Source organism: Rothia sp. HMSC069C01 (assembly GCF_001814655.1).
In the GTDB taxonomy this organism is placed as follows: domain Bacteria; phylum Actinomycetota; class Actinomycetes; order Actinomycetales; family Micrococcaceae; genus Rothia; species Rothia dentocariosa.
On record NZ_KV817389.1, the window covers coordinates 1 to 22,190 of the forward strand.

The 22,190-nt window shown below is 49.4% G+C and carries 24 protein-coding genes; 13 read left to right on the forward strand and 11 right to left on the reverse strand.

The genetic code is table 11. The features are described from left to right. On the reverse strand, positions 1 to 2,773 hold a 2,773-nt coding region (locus HMPREF2981_RS04405), incomplete at its 3' end, for a DUF6531 domain-containing protein (RefSeq protein WP_168165922.1). Positions 2,774 to 2,922: 149 nt separating this feature from the next. Further along, positions 2,923 to 3,204, reverse strand: coding sequence for a pyrophosphorylase (locus HMPREF2981_RS04410; RefSeq protein ID WP_070535802.1), 282 nt, complete (start codon positions 3,202 to 3,204; stop codon positions 2,923 to 2,925). 399 nt (positions 3,205 to 3,603) lie between these two features. Here HMPREF2981_RS04410 and HMPREF2981_RS04415 point away from each other — a divergent pair, with 399 nt between their 5' ends. After that, entirely contained in the window at positions 3,604 to 4,563 is a 960-nt protein-coding gene (locus HMPREF2981_RS04415; RefSeq protein WP_070661062.1) for a hypothetical protein, read from the forward strand. Positions 4,564 to 4,581: 18 nt separating this feature from the next. On the opposite strand, the gene HMPREF2981_RS10865 is transcribed toward HMPREF2981_RS04415, so the two are convergent. Beyond that, positions 4,582 to 4,734, reverse strand: a complete 153-nt coding sequence (locus HMPREF2981_RS10865) for a hypothetical protein (RefSeq protein WP_168165923.1) — start codon at positions 4,732 to 4,734, stop codon at positions 4,582 to 4,584. 288 nt (positions 4,735 to 5,022) lie between these two features. Here HMPREF2981_RS10865 and HMPREF2981_RS04420 point away from each other — a divergent pair, with 288 nt between their 5' ends. From HMPREF2981_RS04420 to HMPREF2981_RS04465, 8 genes are all read left to right on the forward strand, one after another. Next, on the forward strand, positions 5,023 to 5,643 hold the full coding sequence (locus HMPREF2981_RS04420; RefSeq protein ID WP_070661066.1) for a hypothetical protein: 621 nt from the start codon (positions 5,023 to 5,025) through the stop codon (positions 5,641 to 5,643). Between the two features lie 447 nt (positions 5,644 to 6,090). Next, positions 6,091 to 6,696 carry a hypothetical protein gene (locus HMPREF2981_RS04430; RefSeq protein WP_070661073.1) on the forward strand — a complete coding sequence of 202 codons (606 nt, stop codon included), beginning with the start codon at positions 6,091 to 6,093 and terminating at the stop codon, positions 6,694 to 6,696. A 741-nt stretch (positions 6,697 to 7,437) separates the two neighbouring features. Then, a complete protein-coding gene (locus HMPREF2981_RS11050; protein ID WP_239664722.1) occupies positions 7,438 to 7,593 on the forward strand; it encodes a hypothetical protein in 156 nt (51 codons plus the stop codon). A 36-nt stretch (positions 7,594 to 7,629) separates the two neighbouring features. Then, positions 7,630 to 8,247 carry a hypothetical protein gene (locus HMPREF2981_RS04445; protein WP_070661076.1) on the forward strand — a complete coding sequence of 206 codons (618 nt, stop codon included), beginning with the start codon at positions 7,630 to 7,632 and terminating at the stop codon, positions 8,245 to 8,247. 128 nt (positions 8,248 to 8,375) lie between these two features. Next, positions 8,376 to 9,059 carry a hypothetical protein gene (locus HMPREF2981_RS04450; RefSeq protein WP_070661078.1) on the forward strand — a complete coding sequence of 228 codons (684 nt, stop codon included), beginning with the start codon at positions 8,376 to 8,378 and terminating at the stop codon, positions 9,057 to 9,059. 162 nt (positions 9,060 to 9,221) lie between these two features. After that, positions 9,222 to 9,476 (forward strand): hypothetical protein, encoded by a 255-nt coding sequence (locus HMPREF2981_RS04455; protein ID WP_048779536.1) that lies wholly within the window; start codon positions 9,222 to 9,224, stop codon positions 9,474 to 9,476. Between the two features lie 183 nt (positions 9,477 to 9,659). After that, positions 9,660 to 10,286, forward strand: coding sequence for a hypothetical protein (locus tag HMPREF2981_RS04460; protein ID WP_048779534.1), 627 nt, complete (start codon positions 9,660 to 9,662; stop codon positions 10,284 to 10,286). Between the two features lie 129 nt (positions 10,287 to 10,415). Continuing rightward, complete coding sequence (locus tag HMPREF2981_RS04465) at positions 10,416 to 11,126, forward strand: DUF6318 family protein (RefSeq protein WP_070661081.1); 711 nt, start codon at positions 10,416 to 10,418, stop codon at positions 11,124 to 11,126. Positions 11,127 to 11,293: 167 nt separating this feature from the next. Here the strand turns inward: HMPREF2981_RS04465 and adhP are convergent, their stop codons facing one another. Beyond that, positions 11,294 to 12,322 (reverse strand): alcohol dehydrogenase AdhP, encoded by a 1,029-nt coding sequence (gene adhP / locus HMPREF2981_RS04470; RefSeq protein WP_070661084.1) that lies wholly within the window; start codon positions 12,320 to 12,322, stop codon positions 11,294 to 11,296. 383 nt (positions 12,323 to 12,705) lie between these two features. Here adhP and HMPREF2981_RS04475 point away from each other — a divergent pair, with 383 nt between their 5' ends. The 3 genes from HMPREF2981_RS04475 to HMPREF2981_RS04485 all read left to right on the forward strand — a co-directional run bounded on the left by HMPREF2981_RS04475 (position 12,706) and on the right by HMPREF2981_RS04485 (position 15,283). After that, on the forward strand, positions 12,706 to 13,470 hold the full coding sequence (locus HMPREF2981_RS04475; RefSeq protein ID WP_246825284.1) for a DUF6318 family protein: 765 nt from the start codon (positions 12,706 to 12,708) through the stop codon (positions 13,468 to 13,470). A 97-nt stretch (positions 13,471 to 13,567) separates the two neighbouring features. Continuing rightward, positions 13,568 to 14,245 (forward strand): DUF6318 family protein, encoded by a 678-nt coding sequence (locus HMPREF2981_RS04480; protein WP_070520378.1) that lies wholly within the window; start codon positions 13,568 to 13,570, stop codon positions 14,243 to 14,245. 231 nt (positions 14,246 to 14,476) lie between these two features. Next, entirely contained in the window at positions 14,477 to 15,283 is an 807-nt protein-coding gene (locus tag HMPREF2981_RS04485; protein WP_246825287.1) for a DUF6318 family protein, read from the forward strand. A gap of 212 nt (positions 15,284 to 15,495) precedes the next feature. On the opposite strand, the gene HMPREF2981_RS04490 is transcribed toward HMPREF2981_RS04485, so the two are convergent. The 7 genes from HMPREF2981_RS04490 to HMPREF2981_RS04520 all read right to left on the reverse strand — a co-directional run bounded on the left by HMPREF2981_RS04490 (position 15,496) and on the right by HMPREF2981_RS04520 (position 21,014). Beyond that, positions 15,496 to 16,077, reverse strand: a complete 582-nt coding sequence (locus tag HMPREF2981_RS04490) for a TerD family protein (protein ID WP_070661094.1) — start codon at positions 16,075 to 16,077, stop codon at positions 15,496 to 15,498. 131 nt (positions 16,078 to 16,208) lie between these two features. Further along, positions 16,209 to 17,306, reverse strand: coding sequence for a DUF475 domain-containing protein (locus tag HMPREF2981_RS04495; RefSeq protein WP_070661097.1), 1,098 nt, complete (start codon positions 17,304 to 17,306; stop codon positions 16,209 to 16,211). Positions 17,307 to 17,349: 43 nt separating this feature from the next. Beyond that, entirely contained in the window at positions 17,350 to 17,928 is a 579-nt protein-coding gene (locus HMPREF2981_RS04500; RefSeq protein WP_070535753.1) for a TerD family protein, read from the reverse strand. A 13-nt stretch (positions 17,929 to 17,941) separates the two neighbouring features. Beyond that, a complete protein-coding gene (locus HMPREF2981_RS04505; RefSeq protein WP_246825288.1) occupies positions 17,942 to 18,724 on the reverse strand; it encodes a hypothetical protein in 783 nt (260 codons plus the stop codon). Further along, a complete protein-coding gene (locus HMPREF2981_RS04510; protein ID WP_004006394.1) occupies positions 18,721 to 19,251 on the reverse strand; it encodes a TerD family protein in 531 nt (176 codons plus the stop codon). Before HMPREF2981_RS04510 ends, HMPREF2981_RS04505 begins: the two co-directional genes overlap by 4 nt. Beyond that, the gene (locus HMPREF2981_RS04515) at positions 19,252 to 19,767 is read right to left on the reverse strand and encodes a hypothetical protein (RefSeq protein ID WP_070661100.1); all 516 of its coding nucleotides are present in this window, start codon (positions 19,765 to 19,767) and stop codon (positions 19,252 to 19,254) included. Positions 19,768 to 19,775: 8 nt separating this feature from the next. After that, entirely contained in the window at positions 19,776 to 21,014 is a 1,239-nt protein-coding gene (locus HMPREF2981_RS04520; RefSeq protein WP_070661103.1) for a toxic anion resistance protein, read from the reverse strand. Between the two features lie 358 nt (positions 21,015 to 21,372). Here HMPREF2981_RS04520 and HMPREF2981_RS04525 point away from each other — a divergent pair, with 358 nt between their 5' ends. Next, complete coding sequence (locus HMPREF2981_RS04525) at positions 21,373 to 22,026, forward strand: DUF6318 family protein (protein ID WP_246825290.1); 654 nt, start codon at positions 21,373 to 21,375, stop codon at positions 22,024 to 22,026. The last annotated feature ends 164 nt before the right edge of the window (positions 22,027 to 22,190 follow it).

Here is a 22,190-nt window from a genome sequence, read left to right on the forward strand (position 1 = left end):
AATCATAGGAATACCGGGTGACAGCGCCGCTCGGATCGGTAGCCTCAACCAGCTGAGACAAACCATCATAAACGTAATTCCATGTGCCGCCGTTAGAATCTACAATCTGTGTGAGGTTCCCACGAACATCATAGATATTCTGCAGAGTATGCCCCAGTGGATCGGTCACTGAAGTAATATCGTTAGCACGGTTATAAGTGAACATAGTCGTATTGCCGTATGGATCTGTCAGAGCAGAAGGTAGAAGGCCCTGAGTCAGACCATCCATCGTCACAGATTGTTCTGTACGGTGTGGATTACGGATTAAAGTAGGAATATGTGAACCCGTATGAACCTGAGGGTATATCAACGTCCATCGCGCACCTGAGGGTTCCTCAAAACTTACAGGAACACCGGACTCGTTGTAACGGATCGTAGATGCATATCCCAATGGGTTGGTGGTGCGAATAATCCGCCCTTGGGCATCACGCGTGTATGAGACTGTATTTCCAAGACCGTCAGAAACGGCGATCAGATCACCGTGTTCATCGTACTCAAATGTATTAATGACACCGGTAGGATCAGTGATTCGTGTGGGATAACCTTGATCGTTCCACTCGTAGCGTGTTACAGCTCCAGTTGCATCGGTGAGGGCTACAGGATTGGGGTTTGTATCATCTGCATACTCGTATGTCACCGTCATGGATGGACCTAGATTGACGGTATCACGTGCGTCCCGTACAGACACATCAGTGATACGGTCATGTTCATCCCACCCGTAGGTATAGTCGGTACCCTCGGGAGTCCGTTCTTTCACTAAACGTCCGCGGGTATCGTATGAACGAGCAACAGTTGTTCCATCACGGTAGGTCTCGCTGACGCGCTTATTAAACGAGTTATAGCGCATAGTGTAACGAGTACCATCGGATGCAACAGTACTTACAAGCCGCCCCTTAGCGTCACTATAAAAAATATTGGGAGCTATTCCCGCATTTTTTCCGGCAATAACAGTTTTACCATCAGCCAAATACTGATATGAAATTTCATAATCGTATTCACTAAGCTGGTGTACTACACGTCCATCTTGATCGTAAGTATTGGTGACTTCAACATGTCCGTTTACATCTGTTACCTCATGAATTAGGTGCTCAGGAGTGTGCGAATATGAGCGGGTTCCGGCAGCAGTTGCGACAGAGACTAAATGACCATGTGTATTGTACCCATATTCTGCAACAAATAATGGGATGTTAGCGTGGGAGCCGATGGTGTTATAGGTATATGCCTGTAGTGGACGAGTCGTTGTACCAGATTTATATGATGAATAATCAATATGGATGCCCCGACCAGCAGCAGGATGAATTATCTCAGTAATAAGGTTGTTTCGACGCAGAGCTACCACTGTGTTTGAGGGATGCCCTATTGTTGTGGAAAGCCAAAAACCGGAGGGTGTAAAAGCATGTGAAACATGCTCCTCATTACTGATGACCCAGTAATACTGATCTGGAATCAAAGATTCCTCTGGGCGCGTTTGCTCCCATGCCTGAGTATGTGCTCTCTGAATACGTTCATATAGCACATTCTCAGAATCAATTTTTTCTATCCACCAAGGTTCTCCTGGTGCACGTTCAAATTTGTTGTCCTGACGGGGAAAGCACAAAATACGACCATCATCGGTGTACCACTGAGCTTCTTGATTGGAAAATACTAATTTGGCATCAAGAGTAGATGACCACCCTGGACCAAAAACCCCCGAAGGGAGCCCATGTTTATGTACCACAGCAACGCTGTTATACATGCGTTTTAGCTTGAGAGAACGCGCAGAGGTGTGATCGAAAGCGAGGTCAACTTCAGGCTCAATAAAGTTACCTGTAGCAATATTTACCGGATCATTCTTATAACCCGAACTGGGAACACCACCAGTAATCTGTGCAGAGGGAACATAAGCAAGATAACGTTGAAAAGAAAGGTCACCGATAGATTTAATAATTGTGTGAGTATCTACAGTATGAACTTCATAGGGGTTTGAAAGATTAGGGTTTGAAGCACTTAAATCTCCATTGCTCCCAGCTTTCCAAAGCTCCTCAGAAGCTTTTAGAGCCGTACCAGCTTCTGTGTATGTGTCTGCGATCCAGCCTTTAACAGCAGTAATGAGGGCAACAGCATCAAAAACACCCCATTCAGTACCCTCGATAAATACTTCGTAGATTATTTCCAGCGCACCTTGATTCTTCTCAACTTCAGGATTGAGAGTAGTTATTTTTTCGTAATACTCAAAAAGATTAGCAGGAATCCCTGAAACCGTACCTTGACTCAGCAATTTTGGGTTACTTTGAACCTGCTCAGTCAGATCCTTGGCCAAGCCCGATGCAAACCCTCCACGGCTCCGAGCTGAGTCTGATACATAGTTACTGTAGTTTGGGGGTTCAGTGTTCCTTGGAGGTTCGGACATTTGTTTTTTATCTTTATTAAGGTTGAAAGTACCCGATGCGCCAGTAACTCCTCCATGGCTCCTCTTAGATTCTTCTTGTTCTTCCCACTCTTTAATCTCTCGTCGGATGCGTTCTTCTTCGTGTGCAGCTTCAATATATTTCTTGAGGTTTTCTTCGGCGTTACGAAGAGCTTCTATAAGTTCATGTGCATGCTGCATTGATTTACGAGTATTTTTCGTAAAAAGATCAGCATAATTACCCTTAAATTCTTCTAGGGCATGTTTAATAGCGTTTTCACGCTCACCCATCTGATTCTCAATTGACGTCCGGCAGTATCTAAAAGAAGACACCAGGGTATCTGCCATACCAAAGTCAAACTTTACGGGGTCAGTATTCGCATGCATATGATCAGCTCTGATTCTATGTATCGGTGAAGTTGTCAGAAATAGATACTAAAATGGGTGGGAAGCAGAAGGTACTTTTCTGCTTTCCACCCACCAGAAAGAGTTTTTGACTATGCGCCGCCACCCGCTCGGAAGATATCATCAGAAATCTGCTGAACCTGAGCACGCAGGTGATCGAGTTCCTCTTTCACTTTATTGAGAGCAAGACGGGTATCTTGCCATGATCCACGGAACTGGGATGCGAGCGGACCGTCCCAGTTATTTGGGTCGGAAAGAACTTCTCCCTGCCTGTTCAGTTGCTGAATTTGCTCTTGAAAGCCGCCGTTGATGATGGTCTGCATTTGGCTGATAGCCTGTTTAGCGGTATCGGTACTAAGGACGCGTTCACTCATAATTGTTCCTTCGTGGTTGGAGGTGCTCCACGCCTCATGGTGGAGGTCTGGGACCCAGACTACCCGAGTTTGAAGATAAGGGTCAAGGATATTTACAGTGTGTTTCAAAATATCTTGAAATTTCTGTCATAGACAACAGAAATATGAATCTATGCTACATCGAGAACTTTCTAGATAACTCCACTTATCAGGCTCGAGCGTATGGTGCTACCGTAGAGAAAACAGTCCTCCACAAGCGTCAGAGCTATACTGCCAGTTGTTATGGATTGGTAGCGCGTTTTGTTGAGAATAAAAGGAAATGAAGAGTTCATAAGCTGCGTCGAGAAACAATGTACAGTCAACTATTGGCTGGACCAGTCTGCTTCACAGAAAAGCCGCATCAGGAGGAGTTGTCAGGATATGAATCAACCGTCTGGGGGTTCCGTGGGGAAGCCAGAGAAGCAACCTCGACCAAGTACCGCCGAGAGCAATGGTGCTGATAAAGCTCCACAGAGTATGCCGATTTCGTCTGATGATCGTGTTCAGCCGGTGTTATGGCCTACTTTGCTTTCCATAGGCTTCTCTCAACTAATGGTCGCTATCCCCGTACTCTGGATGCTCATCGATGCCGTAGAACACCCTAAACCATTAGCATTCTATATAGCTGCTTTACTTCTGCCCCCAGCAGGAATCGCCTGGACCGTTCTTTTATTCTCTAAGCTCAGACTGTACCCGGCCTGGGGAATCTATTTCGCTTCGTTCTTCCTGCTGTCTTTTCTGCTAGGAGTTGTTCTTGGGATACCCTGGGGTATTTCCCAAGAGGTGTTCTTGCTCAGTACTTTTAGTATTGGTGCTGGGTATTATTCGGGAAATGTGCTTGTTGTTTATCTTGAAGTGCTTAAGCTTTCCCGAATGAGTTCGGTGGAGTACGCTGCGTATGTACAACAACAAAAAGCGGAGCAGGAGGTAGAAAAAGCCAAAGAGCCTGCCCGAGATAACATAGCCCTCGTCTTTATAATTACCATCGGGCTAGGGTTTGTAATTATGTTTTCCTCCGTGTTCCCCATCTACATCTATGGAAAATCATTTGATGTGGGAACACTCATGCACCCAGCAGCACTGGTAACCGCAGGGATGATGCTCGTATCCGTCATAGCTAAACGAGTCTTGAAAATACATCCAGCCATCATGTTTGTGCTGCTCGGCGTAGCGGTAGTGGCTGTAGTAATATGGGTGGGCTTTCCAGGGTGTATGGTGATAATTCCAGGTTTAGTCGGGTACTGGACAGCAGAAGCATGGTTCTTGGCGGCATCTGGATGGGCTGCTTCGATACGGGCGCGTATCGCTATGCAAATCATCAAAGTCCGTCATGATAAGTAACAGTCTTTCCCAACGTTCCTATACTGCTGTACGGTAACGAGCCTGTGTTTGTGCAGCAGCCTGCAGTGCAGGAACCGGTGCCTGATCCTCGTGCGGGAAATCCCGCTGGTAGCCCTGTGGTGCCTTCACCGTACCCACGCCCGGAACCAACAACCAGTAGTGAGCACCCATAAACAAGATTCCCCGAATAAGGATCAATCAATGGATGATTATATGGCTTCCATTGAATCGGGAGGGTATTACAAGGTGTACTTGAAGAATGTGCAGCTTGGTTCTCCGGGGCTGACATCGGTAACTCGGTTAGAAAAAGCGGAGCGTCCCTAAAAGAAACGAGGTTTTTATCTTTTAGAGAGGAGGGGTGTGTTCGTGTATTCTACACGAGCACACCCCAGGGCGTATGTTTTTGGTAACTTATTTTGCTAGAAGATTTAAAAGCTACGGTGAAGAAGGGTGTTGGGTATGGGTCCTGCGTTTTATGGTCTGCTCGGCGGGTTCCTGGTGAACATCATGCCCGGAGCCAAACGTAAACAAGGACTAGAAACCCTGAATGTGGAACAGCATCGCCCGCCGATTGCTTATATCATCAGCTACGGGATACTCTTCATCGCGTTCATTGGACTCCCTATCTACTTTTGGATCAGATATGGGCTTACTGTAGAGGCTTACATCATTTCTGTGGTGATGGTCAGTCCTGCTGGTTTTATTTTTGTGGCTCATTGTCATAACTATTACCATTGTTTTACGGAATCTGGGATACGCTGGCGTAACTGGCGACGGAAAGTCCGGTATTTTGACTACCACAGCATCTACAAAGTCTCCTATGAGCAGACGAGTAAGAACGGGTGGGTGAAGATCAGAAGTACCCAACTGCCCAAGCACATCAAATTGGGGTTTGATACGAATCAGTTTGATGCGACCATTCTTTATGCTCAGTTGCAGTATCGTGTGGAGATGGGGCATTGGGTGCAGGTGTGGGAGGATGAACGATTCCAGCAAATCCTCTCTGGTAGGCCGGGGGTACGGTTTTTACAGGATCATGCTTGGGTTAAACCCCTCGAATTCCCCCGTGAGAATGGGTAGGGTTCTTTGAGTTCTGACGCTTCTATCCTGTTTGCGATGGTTTTGTCTCGGGTGGAGCACAAGGAATGGCCGCAAAACCTGAACGCGCAACAGGTTGAGGAGTTGGTGGCTGGGTTTGGATCGTATGAGAAGATGTTTGGGTGTATTGAGCGGTTGGCGTATGAGAGAAAACTCAAACTAGACTAACTGAGTTAGCGCCTATGACCCCGTTTTGTTTGGGGCGAGGTGGCAGATATTAATTGTGCGGGCACTCCGGTCTTGTCTCGGAGCGCCCGCATATGTCATGTACGGTGAGATTCGGTGTGGGTTTTCGTAGGAAGGTAAAATCAGCCCTGATAGGTTCCGTCAGAAATATATCTCTGTGATAGCTCCCGTTTAGTAGATAATTTTTAAGTAGGGTTTTACATGATATGGGTTATATCAGGATAGAAAGATAGGTAAAATATCATGCTTGATAAGATTCTTATCGGTGCAGCAGCTGGGGCAGCTACCCAGGCGATGCCTGGTGTGAATAATCAAACAGGAACCCTGTCTCTAAATAGAATACAGGGCAGGCCCACCCTTCTTGGTGTATTCGGGTGGGCGGGTATAGCTTTATCCCTTGTCATCCTGCCGTTGTATTTTGATATCACCACAAAGTTTGATATTGCAAATCATGTTATTAGCTTTTTTGTGGGCATAATACCTGCTATTGCTCTTATTAATTATTATATTTTCTTTATATGCTACCAGAAAGATCGTATAATTTGGAGAAATTGGAGGGGCAAGAAGCGTTTTATTCGGTATGACAGTATCAAATATTTTAGTTTTGCAGATACTAATAAAGGAGGATGGGTACGCTTCAAAAGCTACGAGCATCGTGTGCTGTTTCGGTATCTAGTTTTTAAGTTTTCCCATGCTCAGTTTGATAGTGATGTTCTGTACGGACATATTATGTACAGGTCAAAGTGTGGACGATGGCCTATGTCATGGGAAGAACTCGAAGAAGGCGGATTTCTTGCGCCTGGGGTTGCTTGTGATTATGTGCGGTCACAGTTATATTTCAAATTCTAAAAAATCTAGGTGCAAAAAGGCAGCGGGAAAGGAGATAGATTATACCCGCGGCATATATAAATACATATGGTACTATTTATAATAGAATAAAAAAATTAAGAAGGTGATTACACAATGATAAAACTATTAAAGTCAAATCTTTCATGGTTCCGACAGAAATATATTATTGTGCTTGTGCCGTTGGGATTTTTATTATTTTTTGGTATATATTTTGGGGTTTCGGCTCACAATAAGAATAATCCAATCATTAAGGAATGCACTGTCACCAAAACCGAGGTCAAAAGACATGATTCGGTATCAGCCAACTCTCCAGAAACCACGTATAGCCTGTATATAGACTCATCGAACTGCCCTCAGATGGTATGGTCCGATATTGGTGAGAAAGACGCAAACTATTATCATAATCTACTAAAAGAAGGGAAGAGCTACAAATTTGGGCTTCCCAGGATTGTCCTCTTTCCTGGTACTGAAAATAGTATTGTGAGGATCTATGGCAACGGATCTTAGAGATTTATGAGAAGTAAGAATGTTAAAGAAACATTGGTAACATGCATCATTGTTGTCGTTGCTGTAAGCTTTTATGCGTTTTTATATTTTCTTTCACGTAATGATAGTGCAGGGACTTACAAGTACTGCACCCTCGAGCATGTTGATGTGCACGATCGGGGTGGTCTGGTCTCGGGGAATACGGATTATAAGCGTGTAGCAGATTTTAAGACAAAAGAGTGCGGGAATTTACATATGTCGGATTCTCCTGATCCAAAGAAGTCTATGGACGAGTATGCGGGATCTTTGGAGGTCGGCGGGTACTATAAGGTGACACTGCTGGATTTTCAGGTTTTTAACTCTGGGTCTACGTCTGTGACGAAGTTTGAGAAGGCAGAGCGTCCTTCATAAAAAAGGGAGCAGGGATTTGAGGGAAGGTAGGTTGTTGTGCCTCCTGCGTTGATTGGGTTGTTGGCGGGTCTTTTCGTTCGGAATGTTCCCTCGCTGAAACGTACGATGGGTCAGCCCGTGCTCGGGGTCAAACAGCACCGCCCAAAGCTTGCTTTTATAGCTGGTTATGTACTTCTAGTGGGAGGATTAGTTGCAGCACCTATATATGTAACCATCAAGTATGGTGACCCCATAGCTTCTTTTATTCTTGCGTTTGTTATTTGTGGTCCTTTGGTAATTCCGTTTGTGAATCATTGTCATGCGTTTTATATCCAGCAAACCCTCTCGGGAATCTACTGGCGTAATTGGCGGTGGAAGATTCGGTATATGCCATATGAGAGCATCAGCGAAATCCTGCTGCAAAGTAATGGGAAGAACGGGTACTTACGGGTACGCAGCCGCAATATTAAGCGAGTGCGGCTGAGTTTTGATCCGTGGCAGTTTGATGCCTCTATCTTATTTGCGATGGTTTTGTCTCGGGTGGAGCATCAGGAATGGCCGCGGGATCTGACTCCTGAGCAGGTTGAGGAGTTGGTGGTTGGTTATGGGTCGTATGAGAAGATGTTTGAGCGTATTAAGCGGTTGTGTTATGAGAAAAAACTCAAACTAGACTAACTGAGTTAGCGCCTACTGACCCCGTTTTGTTTGGGAAGAACTCGAAGAAAGCGGGGTCCTTGCCTCTGGGGTTGGTCGCGATTATGTGCGGTCACAGTTGTATTTCAAATTCTAATCAGGGAGTTTTAGTGAGTCTCATTGACCTTACAGATATACTATCGGCGATACCCGACCTTATTGGCGACATCATATCCAGCCCAAGCAGTAAAAAGCGTAAACGTTCTGCCATTGCAAAGAATATCGAAAATATACCTGATGATAATATTGAAAAATTTGCAAAATCCATCATACCCAAGAAACGACGACCTTCCTTAATTTTATTCATAGTGGGAGCAGGTTTATCCTTGCTTTCTCTCGCAATATTTATATTTACAATCTACTTATATTTTGAAGATAAAACCCTGGACTCTACAGATATAGCAGGATTAATCATGTATCCCATCCTTATAGCATGCGGTATTGTAGGAATGCGAGTTGGAGGCTGGTCCTATACGCATTTCAGACTGCAAGGGTTCACCTACAGAAATAAACCGTTTAAGAGCACCCACTTACGATACGATGAAATACTGGGATACACTTACGTTCAAGAACCCAAAGAGAAAATAACCTTATATCACAAAAACAATAACGTGATACTGTCTATCGGCAGTCAAGATTTTTCATATCTGATGAGCCAGATAATCTTCCGTCAAACTCATGGAAGGTGGGCCGTGATGAAGGCGCGGGAAGACCTGCGAGAGATTATATACACCATGGACGACACCATTTATGCACCATGGCTCATCAACCATCCCAAAGCTATGTTTTCCTGAACATCTAGGAATACCGTCCAGAGGTGAGTCATTCAGTATCTATGGAAACCTACGTTTACCCAAGTGAGAGTACTGTTCCTCTGAAAACCTGATAGTTACACACAGAAACTATACTGATACATATAAATATTGCGCACCTTCCACCCCTAAAAGGTATCTCTGATGGATCTTGAGACCAGAATCTATAAGTACAGCCTCATGATCGGAGGGGCAGTACTCACGGTATTATTTCTCCTCTGCACCATATTCTGCACCTTTATGGGTCCAGGGATAGGCTGGGGCGCGTTGATGTTTGTGAGTATCTTGATCAGCATTGGGGTGTTCTATATTGGTTGGGATACGGGCCGGAACCACCCAAAAGAGCAGGAACCTGAAGACCAAGAAACCACTGATGCGGAGCATCATCAGGAATCATAACCAGCTTCTAATATTGGCTAGGGGTGTGCTCGTGTATTCTGCACGAAGCGCATCCCTCTTGCTCTATTTATGCCCTGATGAGGCCACCAAAGCTCTCTGAAAGTACATGATGAGCATATAAGGAAAAAGTACAGTTGAAAAGACGTATCAGCAGATATGGCGGGTTAGAAAGAGAGCTATGAGATGGAAAACGGTATTTTAGGTGGTCTGCTTGGCGGCCTACTCGTCGGAGCTATGCCCGGCATCCAACGTAAAGGTTCACATGTCTCCGTCGGGGTGAGGCAACACCGCCCACGCTTTGTCCTCTACCTCGGATGGGGAATTTTTCTCTTCTTCCTAATTCCATTCCCCATATTTCTAGATATTATGTACGGTTTCGATATCGGGATGCATATTTTTGTATTTATAGTAGGTTGCCCTCTGGGCTTGGTTGCAATCATTAACTATTACATGCTCTATATCCGGTTTGATGAGCACTCGGTCACTTGGCGTAACTCCCTCGGACGCACCTATACCGCACCGTATACCTCGATTGATAGGCTCACGTATCTAGATAACAACCGCAACGGGTGGATTCGTATTATTTTCCGGGATCAGGGCAAGCGTAAGCGGCTGAGTTTTGATCCGGGGCAGTTCGACGGCACGGTGATTTTTGGTCATATTTTGTATAAGGTGCGTACGGGAGAGTGGGCCTCTTCGGTGCAGCAGTTGTCGGAGTCTGGGTTTTTAGAGGGTCGGGAGTCGTTTGAGGCGTTACGAGAGATCCGATTCGTGCGCAACTTACAAGCCTCAGCACCTCATACCGCTTAATCCCCAGGCGCATCAGCAAAACCTGTAGCCTCTCCGCACCCGTGGGAACATAGCTTGCCCTAAATGGGTTCTTCCGATGTATGCACTCTATAATAAATAGGCAATAATCACCGACTGAAAGATAACAACATGCTGACTACTTCTGTATCCCGCCGCGGTGCTCTAGGCGTCTTGGGTCTTGGTTCTGCCGCGTTCTTGGCGGCGTGCTCCTCCTCTAACTCGAACGGCAACGGCGGGGATTCCGGCACATCGGCTTCCTCGACGAGCACCCGCAGCGACTACAGCGGCGAAGCTAAAATCGATAAGTTCGATACCTCAGCTGGCACCTATGAGCCCGCAACTCGTGAGACTCCCGCAAAGAATGTTCCCAAGCCTATCAAGCCTGAGAATATGAACGAAAACTCCGTCGCGGGTCTGTACTCTTCGATCGTGTTCCTTGGTGCGGCTTTGCAGTACGCACTGCAGACCGGCGATGTATCTCTGATCAAAGAAAGCGCTATGAGCGATGAGGATAAAGAGCGCACACTGTCGGGTGCTCTTTTTGCGGAGCTTCAGGGCGGGAAGAGCTGGCTTGCAGACCCTAAAATTGTGATGAACTTTGAGGATGCTCAGCCTAAGGAAGAGAACGGCACTTACACGTGGCCGGTAACCGTGAATCTAACTCGGGGGGAATACGGCGTACATGATGGTGAGGTTGTAGATTTTCCTGAAGAACAGCAGAAGAGCACTCAGAAGATTAACTTCACGGCTAAATACGACAATAACAAATGGAGTGTTGGGGGTTTCTATGAAACTGGTGGTTCCGACAGCTCCGCATCCCACGATACCCAGGACAGCTAATCACTAGCTCCGCATATAGAGCGGTGTCCCCCGGAATTTCCATACGTTCCAGGGGACACCGCTTTTTTGCATTAGGGGCTCAGAACCCTATGTGTAGAAACGGGCGGCAACCCGCGCTACCGCAAAGATTCAGTACCTAACGCACCCGTGTGAGAAGCCTTCTTGCCTTACCACAGACCTGCGAAATCGAGCACCATACGCCCGTTAATCTTGCCTGCGTTCATCTCCTCGAAGATCTGCGGAGCCTCATCGACCTGGCGCAGCTGCACTACGGGAACTACTAACCCGTCTGCGCCGAACTGGAACGCTTCGGCAAGATCCTGGCGGGTGCCAACCAACGAGCCGAGCACGCGAATACCGTCAAGAACGACCTTTGTAATAGACAGTTCCATCTTCTCGGGCGGAAGGCCCACAGCTACCACGCTGCCTCCGGCACGCACGCTCTCAACCGCCTGGTTAAAAGCAACCCTCGATACCGCAGTTACCACGGCGGCTTGCGCCCCGCCGTCGGTTACCTCACGAACCTTCGCCGGTACATCCTCAACCTCACGACCGTTAATCGTGACATCGGCACCGGTCTCGGCGGCAAGCTGAAGCTTGTCATCGTTAATATCGACGGCAATAACCTTGGCACCGAAAACCTTCTTGGCGTACTGCACCGCCAAGTTGCCCAGCCCGCCAGCGCCGTAGGCGACCAGCCACTGACCGGGGCGTACCTGCGATTCCTTAATCGCCTTATAGGTGGTCACGCCCGCGCAGGTAATCGAACTTGCCTGCGCCGCATCCAAACCTTCAGGAACCTTCACGGCATAGTCTGCCGTGACAAGGGCATACTCACTCATGGCACCGTCCACGGTGTAGCCCGCATTCTTGACGGTACGGCATAGGGTCTCCCTGCCGGAGGTGCAGTATTCGCAGTGCCCGCATCCCTGGAAGAACCATGCAATAGAGACACGGTCACCGGGCTTGAGCGATTCAACGCCTTCACCAACTTCGGTGACAATACCAATACCCTCATGCCCCAGGACGCGCCCCGGAACCTTACCGAAATCGCCCGCCGCAACGTGCAGGTCGGTGTGGCAGACGCCGGAGTACTCTAGCTTCACGAGCGCCTGACCGTGCCCCACCTCGGGCACGGGAACATCGGTGACATTTATCGAGCCATCAACAACGTCAGGGACAACTACAGCTTTCATGGGAACCTCCCGTGTACTAGCTCACTATCAATGTTCGTTTAATCGTAAAGCTCGTATAGAGATTTTTCTACAGTCCGGTGATATATTCAACCGCTAATACGGAATGGTACTCATGAGCGATTTTATGCCGTGCCGCGCGCCTCTCTAGGAAGTCCACATAGAGAGCAAATAGATAACGAAATGATGAAGACGTGTCCAGGAGCCCGGGGTTCAATAAAGCTCTAAGATACAATCGACGTAATGTCTCTGGTATGGAGCAACAAACTGGGAAGTTGAGGCTTATCTTCCGCCCCTGACTGCGCAGTTTTGGGCAAAAAGATGTGCTGAGACCCGGAACCTCGCTCGTAACCGCATCCCCTGAGAGCACCGATGAAAGGGCAAACATGCCAACCCGTTTACCCCACCATGTCTCCCGCCGCGCCGCCTTGGGTGTGCTGGGCGCAGGATCTGCCACCGTCGTCGTCGGATGCGCCCCCGCCGTCAAACCCGCGAACCTCGGGCAGGGGAGCTCGTCCTCCGCGAGCTCATCGTCGTCAAGCGCTTCATCCTCAAGTTCATCATCGAGCGCATCTACTCTGCCCGGTAACTCGAAAAACACCGGCGATGTAAAACTCGAAAAGTACGACACTTCCGCAGGTGAACACCAACCTGCAACCCGTACTGAGAAGCCGAAGAACGTTCCCAAACCCCTGCTCTCTGATAAAGCCAACGAGAAAACCATAGACGGACTTTACGAAAACATCGCCTATATCGCGGCTTCTATGCAGTACCTCTTCCAGACCGGCGATATGGAGCCCTTCGAGAAATGCGCTCTGGTATCATCTGAAAAGTCGAGTCTGTCCAGTAACACCAGTGCTTCAGAGATGCTCAAAATGATCAAAGAGGGCAATGCCTGGCTGGACAACCCGACCGTTGTGTTCTCGCTGAACACCTCAACCCCGAGCAGCAGCGGCAGCTTCTACTCCTGGGATGGCACGATGAAGATGAATATGGGTTCCTACATCGTTGTGAACTCCATGAGTAAAGATGTGGAGTCCAGTAAACAACACGTTGATACGGATATTACCTTCGAGGCCCTCTATTCGGGCAGCTCGTGGACTATTCGCAGTAGCGGAGGTGCTGCTGGAAGCGGCGGATTCTCCATCTAAAACATTGTTGTTTTTAGAGAGGTCGGGGTTCTGAACCTCACTAGATTTATGCCTTATTCGCTCTGAATGAGGCACATATGAAAGGAAAAAGAATACTATGTCATCGTTGATCGTGACTCGCCGTAACGCAGCGCTGGGCGTGCTGGGTGCTGGCACTGCGGCCGCGCTCGCAGCATGTTCTTCGTCGAACTCAAACTCGAACTCCAGCGGCAGTTCGTCAAGCTCCAGCAAATCGGAACCCGCTAAGGACTACAAGGGCGAGGTCAAATTCGACAGCTTCGATACGTCGGCAGGGGAGTACGTGCCCGCAACTCGCACCGAGCCCGCGAAGAACGTTCCTGTTCCGAAGCTGCCGGAGAACGCTAACGAAAAGTCCGTCGAGGCTTTCTACGCGCATATTGGTTATATTGCAGCCAGCATACAATATCTATTTGCCACAGGGGATGATGCTCCTCTGCGTAAGAGCTCTTTTACCGAAGAAGAGGTTAATGCTTTTTATAAAGATCCTGAGACTAAAAAAATATTCTCTCAAATAAAGAGCGGAGAAATTTGGCTGGATAATCCTAAAGTAACTACTGAACTGAAAACATCTGCGCCCGAAATTAGCGGTGACCGTTATAAGTGGGGTTCCCAAATGTCGACTGACAAGGGTGCTTTTATGGCAAACGCAGATACTGCGGTTGATTTTTCGGCTGATGAAAGGACCAATACGGAATCTGTAAGTTTTGTAGGAACGTACTCCGATAATAAGTGGAGTATGATCAGCACTCACTAAATTGGACACGATAATACCAGCTAACTTACTAACTTAGTATTTATGCCCCGCAAGATTTCTACGATCTTGCGGGGCTTTTTGTAATCTCAAGAAAATCGGGAGCGCTGGTGTGCAGCGTTGAAATGCCCCAGCGCGGCGCATCGCGCGAAAAACTACCGTATTTTAAGACCCTAGAACGGCAGATATACGGGCTCCCGCAGTCCCGATACACTAGAGTAGAGAGAAACACCCATGGCGAGTTCATGCGCTCGCCGCCCGTGCTTCCCGCAGTCGCCTGCCCTGCAGCGTTACGGAAGCCCCGAAAGGAACAACACCATGTCACCTCATGATGTAACCCGCCGTGCCGCACTAGGCGTCGTTGGCGCTGGCTCTGTCATTGCTCTTGCCGGATGCGCCGCCTCCGTAAAACCCGTCGATGCCGCCGCTAGCGGCTCTTCAAGCTCTTCATCGTCCGCGTCAAGCTCATCGTCCTCATCCTCTGCTTCCGCCTCAGCCTCGGAGAGCATAAAAGACTACGGTACTACTATCAAAAACGATAAGTACGATACGTCGGCTGGCGCGTATGAACCCGCAACGCGTGAACATCCAGCAAAGAATATCCCTAAACCTGTTTTAGATGATAAAGCTAAAGAGAACTCAGCAGATGGCTTCTACGCTAATCTAGTCTTTATGGCAGGGGCATTGCAGTACCTTTTTGAGACGGGAAGCGACGAAATGATCAATAAGTCTGCATTGGCACAAAGCGAAAAGGATGGTTTCTTAAAAAATGATCAATCCTCTTTCGATAGGATCAAAGATGGTGAGATTTGGTTTGGTAACCCTCAAGTAACGTTTGCCATGCGCTCTCCCCGTCCCTCAAAAGCAAGCGGTGGCGGCTACAATTGGGGCGGTATGATGGTCATCGATTTAGGAGAGTTTCGTGCCTTCCCTGATGGAACTAGCGAGGACTACACCGATGAAAAACAACGTAAGACAGAAACTTCGGTGTATTTTCAGGGTAAGTATTCTGATGGTGCCTGGCAGATCAAAACATTCTAGGTGCCAGTAATTGAATGAATGATTGTGCTTTTCAGAGCATATAGCTGGTCCCGCACGCACCCTATTGATGCATGCGGGACCAGCTTTTGCTATCAGTACTATGCGCACAGAAACATTCCAAAGACAGCTCTTACCGCCATAAAGAGGAATAAAACTGCCGCTATGTACACCTGATGTGCCGCTATTGAACACGTGCACAGCACGCCAAATTTTTAGACAAGGTACCTTTTTACAGGGTCGATAACATCGCGCGGGGTGCGTGCCGCGCCGGGCAGCGGGTCTCCAATAGCCCGAAGCTCCCAGCCGCGACCTACGCGTGCCAGCAGGGCTACCATGAGCCCCGTATGCGAGCCCTTTTCCGTCATCGAAAAACGTGCCATCTCCTGGCGGTTAGCAACGTTTTCAACGCGCACAAAGGCGTTGTCAACGTTGCTAAATTGGTCCCCGGAATATGAGGTAATCACCAGTGCCAAGAAAGCAACGCGCGCATCCACGCCTGGGAGGTTAATATCAATAACCTCGTCGTCGCCTTCGCCTGCACCCGTCAGGTTATCTCCGTGGTGAATAATAGAGCCATTGACCGAGCGTAACGACCCGTAGAAAACGACCTCAAGCAGGTTACCGGCTGCATCATATCCGATCACGGAAGCATCCAGATCGACCGCTTTCTCTTTGATACGCCCAAAGAGTCCCTTGGTTTTAATGGGGTCCCAGCCTAAGCCCAAACGAACCTGGGTGAGCGAGCTGTCTTTCGAGAGATCTAGTTTCTGACCTTTTGACAGGTTAATAGCCACAGTGCCTGTACCCTTCGTTAGTTATGTAGTCATGTAGTCATAAAAATACGGTGGGCGGATGCGCGGCGCACGCTGCGTCCGCATCGTCGCCCACCGTGTTGCTTAAGGGCTATGTGCCCTTGAGCCTGCGGTTATGTGTTCTGCACCGGAGCGTCAGGTTCTGCAGTCTTTTCCGCTAGTGCTGCCTCCGCTTGGTTTGCCTTGCGGGAGGAGATAATCGACCCGGCGATAAAGACGATGCCGGAAAGGCCGATCACGTAGTCGGGAATATCCCACTTGAGGGTTGCCAGAAGCATAAGCGCGAGAACGCCGATAGCCCAGTGCGCGCCGTGGTCCAGGTAGCGCAGCTCTTGAAGGGTTCCCTTTTCGACCAGGTAAATGGTCATCGACCGCACGAAGAGCGCGCCCACGCCCAAACCGATAGCAATAATAATGGGGTCTGAGGTTACCGCGAATGCGCCGAGAACGCCGTCGAAGCTGAAGGAAGCATCAAGAACTTCTAGGAAGATAAACATGGAGAATGCTGCTTTACCGGTAAGTACGGCAACATTCGCCAGGGATTCTTCTTGAGATTCGTTTCGGTCTTCCATAAAGGTTGCCAGGCCGTTGGTCGCCAAGAAGGTGAGCATACCCAGAAGCCCCGAGAGCAGAATAGTGTACTGCTCATGATGCTCGGCACCGAAAAGCTGAGAAGCCGTCACTAAGATAACCCCGGAAACCAATACAGGCATGGAATCAAAGTGCCCGGCTTTGGCGAGCGGTTTCTCGATCACGGATAGCCAGTGGACATCCTTACCAGCTTCGAAGAGGAAGGAAAGGAAGAGCATGAGCAGGAACATGCCGCCGAAGGAAGCGATGGTGTGGTGGGCGGATTCCAAAATGTACCCGTAGGTTCCGGGCGTATGCGGGTCGCCGCGTTCCATTGCAAGGTTCCAAGCTTCAACCGGACCTACGTTGCCTGCCAGGCAGACGATCAGGAAGGGGAAGATAAGACGCATACCAAAAACAGCGACTAGCACACCGACTGTCAAGAAGATATTGCGCCATGCATGCGACATTTTGTCTAGGTATTTTGCGTTCACACCCGCGTTGTCGAATGAGAAAACGATCTCAAGGACAATCAGGATCGCGGCGGATACCATGCCGACAATACCACCATAAAAGGCGGCACCTATAAGTGCCGCAAGGGTAATCAAGAGATCGTATTTGAAGAATTTTAATAAAGCCATGAGGGCAGAAGGCTCTCCTTCGCGTTATAGATAAGGCAGGTTGTTAAACGGTGAAACCGTAGGAGGTCAGCAGATGCGGCAGACCACCGGTGAATGGATCTTCTACGGCTTTGAAACGCCATTCGCCGTTGTGGCGGTACACCATTGCGAAGAGTACAGCGGGCGCTGCCGAGCAGTCTTCGGAAAGGTCGTAACGAGCGATTTCTTCATTCGTGTCGTCGTTTATTAGACGTACATAAGCGTTACGCACTACACCGAAATTCTTACCGGTTTTTTCGCCTTCGTAGATAGAGGCGAGGATGTGAAGGCGCTGTACCTTTGGGTCTACTTTATCGAGGTTCACGATAATGGTCTCATCGTCACCTTCAGCATCGCCAGTGCGGTTGTCACCGGTGTGGACGACCGCGCCGTCAAGGCTGGTGGGATTGTTAAAGAAGATGAGGGATGCATCGTCAAAAAGGATCCTGTCATTTTCGTCGGTGATCATGACGGATGCGTCAAGGTCATAGGCTTCACCCGCGAGGGATAGGTCCCAACCCAGTCCGATGGTGAGGTTTTTCAGGCCCGGTGCCTCTTTGGTGAGATTGATGGGGTTTCCTTTGGTGAGCTTAATAGCAGCCACTATATTTTCCTTTCTATTTATGGTGTTGATATTCGCTGAGAAGGGCGATGGCACAGGTAACGTAACCATCCTCACTTAATATTAGCGTACCCTCTCCTAAATCCCGGGTTATGCGTATATCGGGATTAGTGAGCTGAAGATTCCTGCCGATCAGTTTTAAAGATCGCAGTAGCGTCAAAGATTTAGGGGGAATTGTCAAAACTGTGCCTGCTGCGTTGAGCGATATTCGGGTCATCCGAGAGACAGCATCAGTTGGGGGAGCGGATGAACCCGACAGCATAACACTCTCACCATCCCAGTTCAGCAGGAATGCAGTCATATCGGTTCCAGTAATACGCAGTTCTCCTACGGCGGCTTGTACCGCATCGAGCATAAAGAGACGTTCGCTCGGGTGAGCGTCGGCGATATTGGGGATGTGACCCCACCAGTGCGGTTCACGCAGGTGTTCGGATGGGGGAGTTATGGTTTTTGCCGTGTCTGCGGGTTGAGAATGCTGCCAAGATTCAGCCGATTCCGGGGTGTAGGTTGCCGTCCCGCGAGATTTGCTCATATTTGGGGGTTTAATCTGCCGGTGCTGCACCGGCTGCGCTGTCCCGGATGCGCCCGTCGCTCGGTTCGCCTGGCGGCTTATACTCCGCTGAGTATGCTGCGCCCTCTGGTGCCCTTGCTGGTCAGAGGGAATATCTGCAGACTGCGGCTCCCGGTTTGCTACTGCAGCAGCAGAGGGGGATGCTTGAGGATGCGCCCGCGGCTCAGGGTCCGCTATGTAGGCAGTGATAAAACTGTAGCGACTCATAACCCGAACCCTTGAAGCATGGCGGAAACACTATGCCATTCATCGCACACAGCTCGCACTTTCCATTCACCGCGGTGCCGGTACACCTGCATCAGCCGTACCGCTGCGCTGCGACCTACCTGCACGAGTGGGGCACGGAACATTGTTTTTCCGGTGGTAGGGTTTATCATGCGTGCTCGGATCCCGCTGGCACGGTTGAGCCGCACGGTACTTTCCCCGTTTGTGAAGAGCACAACCTCCAGGGAATCTACGTCTTGGGGCACAGTGGGAAGGTGCAGATCGAACTGCACCTGATCGTCGCCCATGAGCTCGCGGCGGCGAACACTGCCCGCACGGTCTAAAACCTGGTGAGCAAATACAAAGTCTTGCCGCGAAACTAGTTTGCCGTTCGAGGTAAGAAGTACCCCTGCCTCCAGAGATTCACGTAGAAGCGGTTCGTCGGTGCGCCACCGCAGTCCTACCAGCACGTGGTCAAGATCGGGTGCTTCCTGGGTAAGATTGACGTTCTGACCAATGCTCAGTTCCATTTATACCGCCATTCTCTTGCGCATGAACAGGGTGTGCGTTTCAAGTTCAAGGCTGTTATCTGCCCGCACAAGGTTAAGCGCTGTGACGAATTCCTGATTTGCATCAGTAAGAGCCTGCACCAGCTCGGAGGTTTGCTCCGGGGTGGGGTTGTGCGTGCGGGTATAGACAGTCAACAGATTCGGTACATAGGTGGTTAACGCCGTCTGGAGCGTGTATTCCGTCGTTGAGGGCAGGGTCGTGCGGGTATCACTGCCCGTTTCTGCCGTTATTTTGCGGTAGGTTTCGACCATCTCGAAGGCGGGTACGAGTGCGCGCGGGGGTACAGATACGGCAAAATCCGCCAAATAATTCGAGGCATCATCCAGCACATGCTGGGACTGGCGCAGGTACGTGGGCTCCGGGGCAGAAGAATGAGCCAAGGCGTACTCCTGCGCCGGGGCATCCGTGACGCTTTCTTGTTGGGAGCGGACCGGGGAATCGTCCGGCACACCGAAAAACCGTTTGATAACGCCCACGTGTGCCTCTAATTCTGGGTGAGCGCGCGGTTTGTGGGAGTTCCGCTGGCGTGTGCAGGGGATTCGGGGGCATTATTCCTTCGTGTAACGCGTTCAAGGGAATCCGCTGTCAGTTCGCGCAGCATCTGGTTCGACTGGGCGAATGCTTCTACCGCCCCCTGACGGAATGCGGAAACTTCGTCGAGCGCTTGAAGTACTTTTCCATGTGCCTGCGCCAAAACCTGCGGGTCGATTGCGGGTTGGGACGCCATCTGCTGGATCCGCGTAGCCTGCGAAGACAACATATCGGCATTGCGCATAATAGCGTTCTCGGTGGTTTGCTTCAGGGCGCCAAGCTGCTGCAGAACCGCTTCCTGCATGCCTAAGGAACGGGCGATATAGGCGGTCATTTTGTATGCCCATAAAGTGGTGTCTTCGGCACGACGGATACCGCGAATGAGCTCTTTGCCGTTGCTGGAGACAACATCGCTTGTCAGGTACGCCTGCCCAGCAATTTCAAGTTTAGTGAGCAGATCGCTGATGCGCTGTTCGGTCACATATAGAACCTTCTCGGTGTAGATGCGCGCGGTTTCTTCATCTCCTTCAAGACGAGTTTCTTCAGCGGCGGCACGCACCATATCGGAGAACTGTTGAAGAACTGCGATCTTCTCGTTCAAATCCGTCATGCCTTCCTGAAGTTTCTCGCGCAGTTTCACGAGTTCCGCCTGCTGCATGACGAGCGCATCGGTGGATTTTTTCAGTTTTTTGCTGATGCCTTCAATATTTCTGTTGACGCTGGCGTACTGGTAGAAGAATTTCTCGATTTTGCTTTTGCCGCGCCCTATCAGGCGTTTTGCGATGCCGCGTTTACCAGGGGTACCGTCAATCGCGCTGTAATCCAACGAGTTGATTTGTGCACGCAGTTCCGCCAGATTTTGAGATGCTTTGGTTTGTGGGGAGTCCGGCGCAAGCTCAAGCTCTTGCATATTGAGCAGGCGCTGGGTAACCATGTCGATGCCGTTGAAGGTATCGGAACCGTAGCTTGAAATCGTATTTTCGAGGGTATCGAGAAGTGAAGGCGACTTCAGATCGGTGTTGTTGAGAGTGATAGCCAGTTCGTCTGCTTCATGACTGATAGTTGCAACCTCAGGGGCACGCGTTTCCCGTTTTACAAGGTCGATAGCTCCCGCTTGGTTAAGTTTAGGCGGTGCTTGAGTTACGACCGGCGGGGCACCAACTTGGGGTTCGGAAGTAGGGATTTCAGCCATGAGATATCCTCTCGTCATGTCGGAACATACTCTTCTATGGTACTCAGCGCAGTGTGCAGAAGAACGTCCTTTCGTTAGAAAGCAATAAAAGTTGCATAAAAAAGTACCGGTATGCCTGTGGATAACTTCTCCAGTTTCTTTGTTGCGGAACGTAAAAACCTCGTTGTTTTATGGGTTATCTATAAAAATACGTGGAGGTCAAGATCGGTCTGCGAAGCACCGCTCCCGCTTTATCCTCTGGCAGAATCGAGCGAAATCTCACAGAGCGCATACCGCTGAAATCTGCTATAAACCTCTACTTAAGGTGGATAATGAAGGGACTTCCCGCATTTTGATGCCGCGCGAAAGGGGAATCACGGTGGAATATGCGCTAACACGTCGTTCCGCGCTGGGTGCTGCGGGTGCCGGTGCGGTGCTTTTTACGGTTGCTTCATGCTCGAATGAACGCAGTGACTATGCCGGAGAAGTCAAACTCGAAAAATATGATAATTCTGCCGGTAGTTTTGAAGCCGCCACACGAGACACCCCTCCCAAGAACGTCCCCAAACCTATCAAACCTGAGAATGCAGATGAAAAGTCCGTTGCCGGGTTTTACGCGAGCCTAGCCTATATCGCCGCCGCTATGCAGTATATGTTCGCCACCGGTGACACCGGTCCTTACGATGACAGTGCGCTCACCGAGGATGAGAAACACTATGTTCATAATTCCTCAAATGAGCAAATACTGGCGCGTATGAGGGAAGGGCAAAACTGGTATGAGAACCCGCGTGTCACTATCTCCCTGAATACCGCGCAGCCCGCGATGGAAGGTGATACATATACGTGGGAAGGGAAGTTTTCTATGGAGTTTGGGAACTACCGTGTTGATCGTGGGCAGGTAAACGACCTAACGGAACGGCAAAAAAGCAATACCGAAGACATGGTTTTCAAAGGAACGTATACCAACGGGCGCTGGAGCATTGAAACACGGTCAAAGACCGTAGCCTCACAGAGCTCTACAGCTACACCATAGCGTTGTACCGTGCTTGGAAGGGATGCGCTCGGCGCTGGCTCTTGGGCGTGTGCAGGGATGATGAGAAAAATATAACAGCTTATGATGACGTCATATAACGCATGTTTGTGCGGGTTAACGGCACAATAGTAAGGTACCCAGCCACATCACAGGGGTCTTAATCG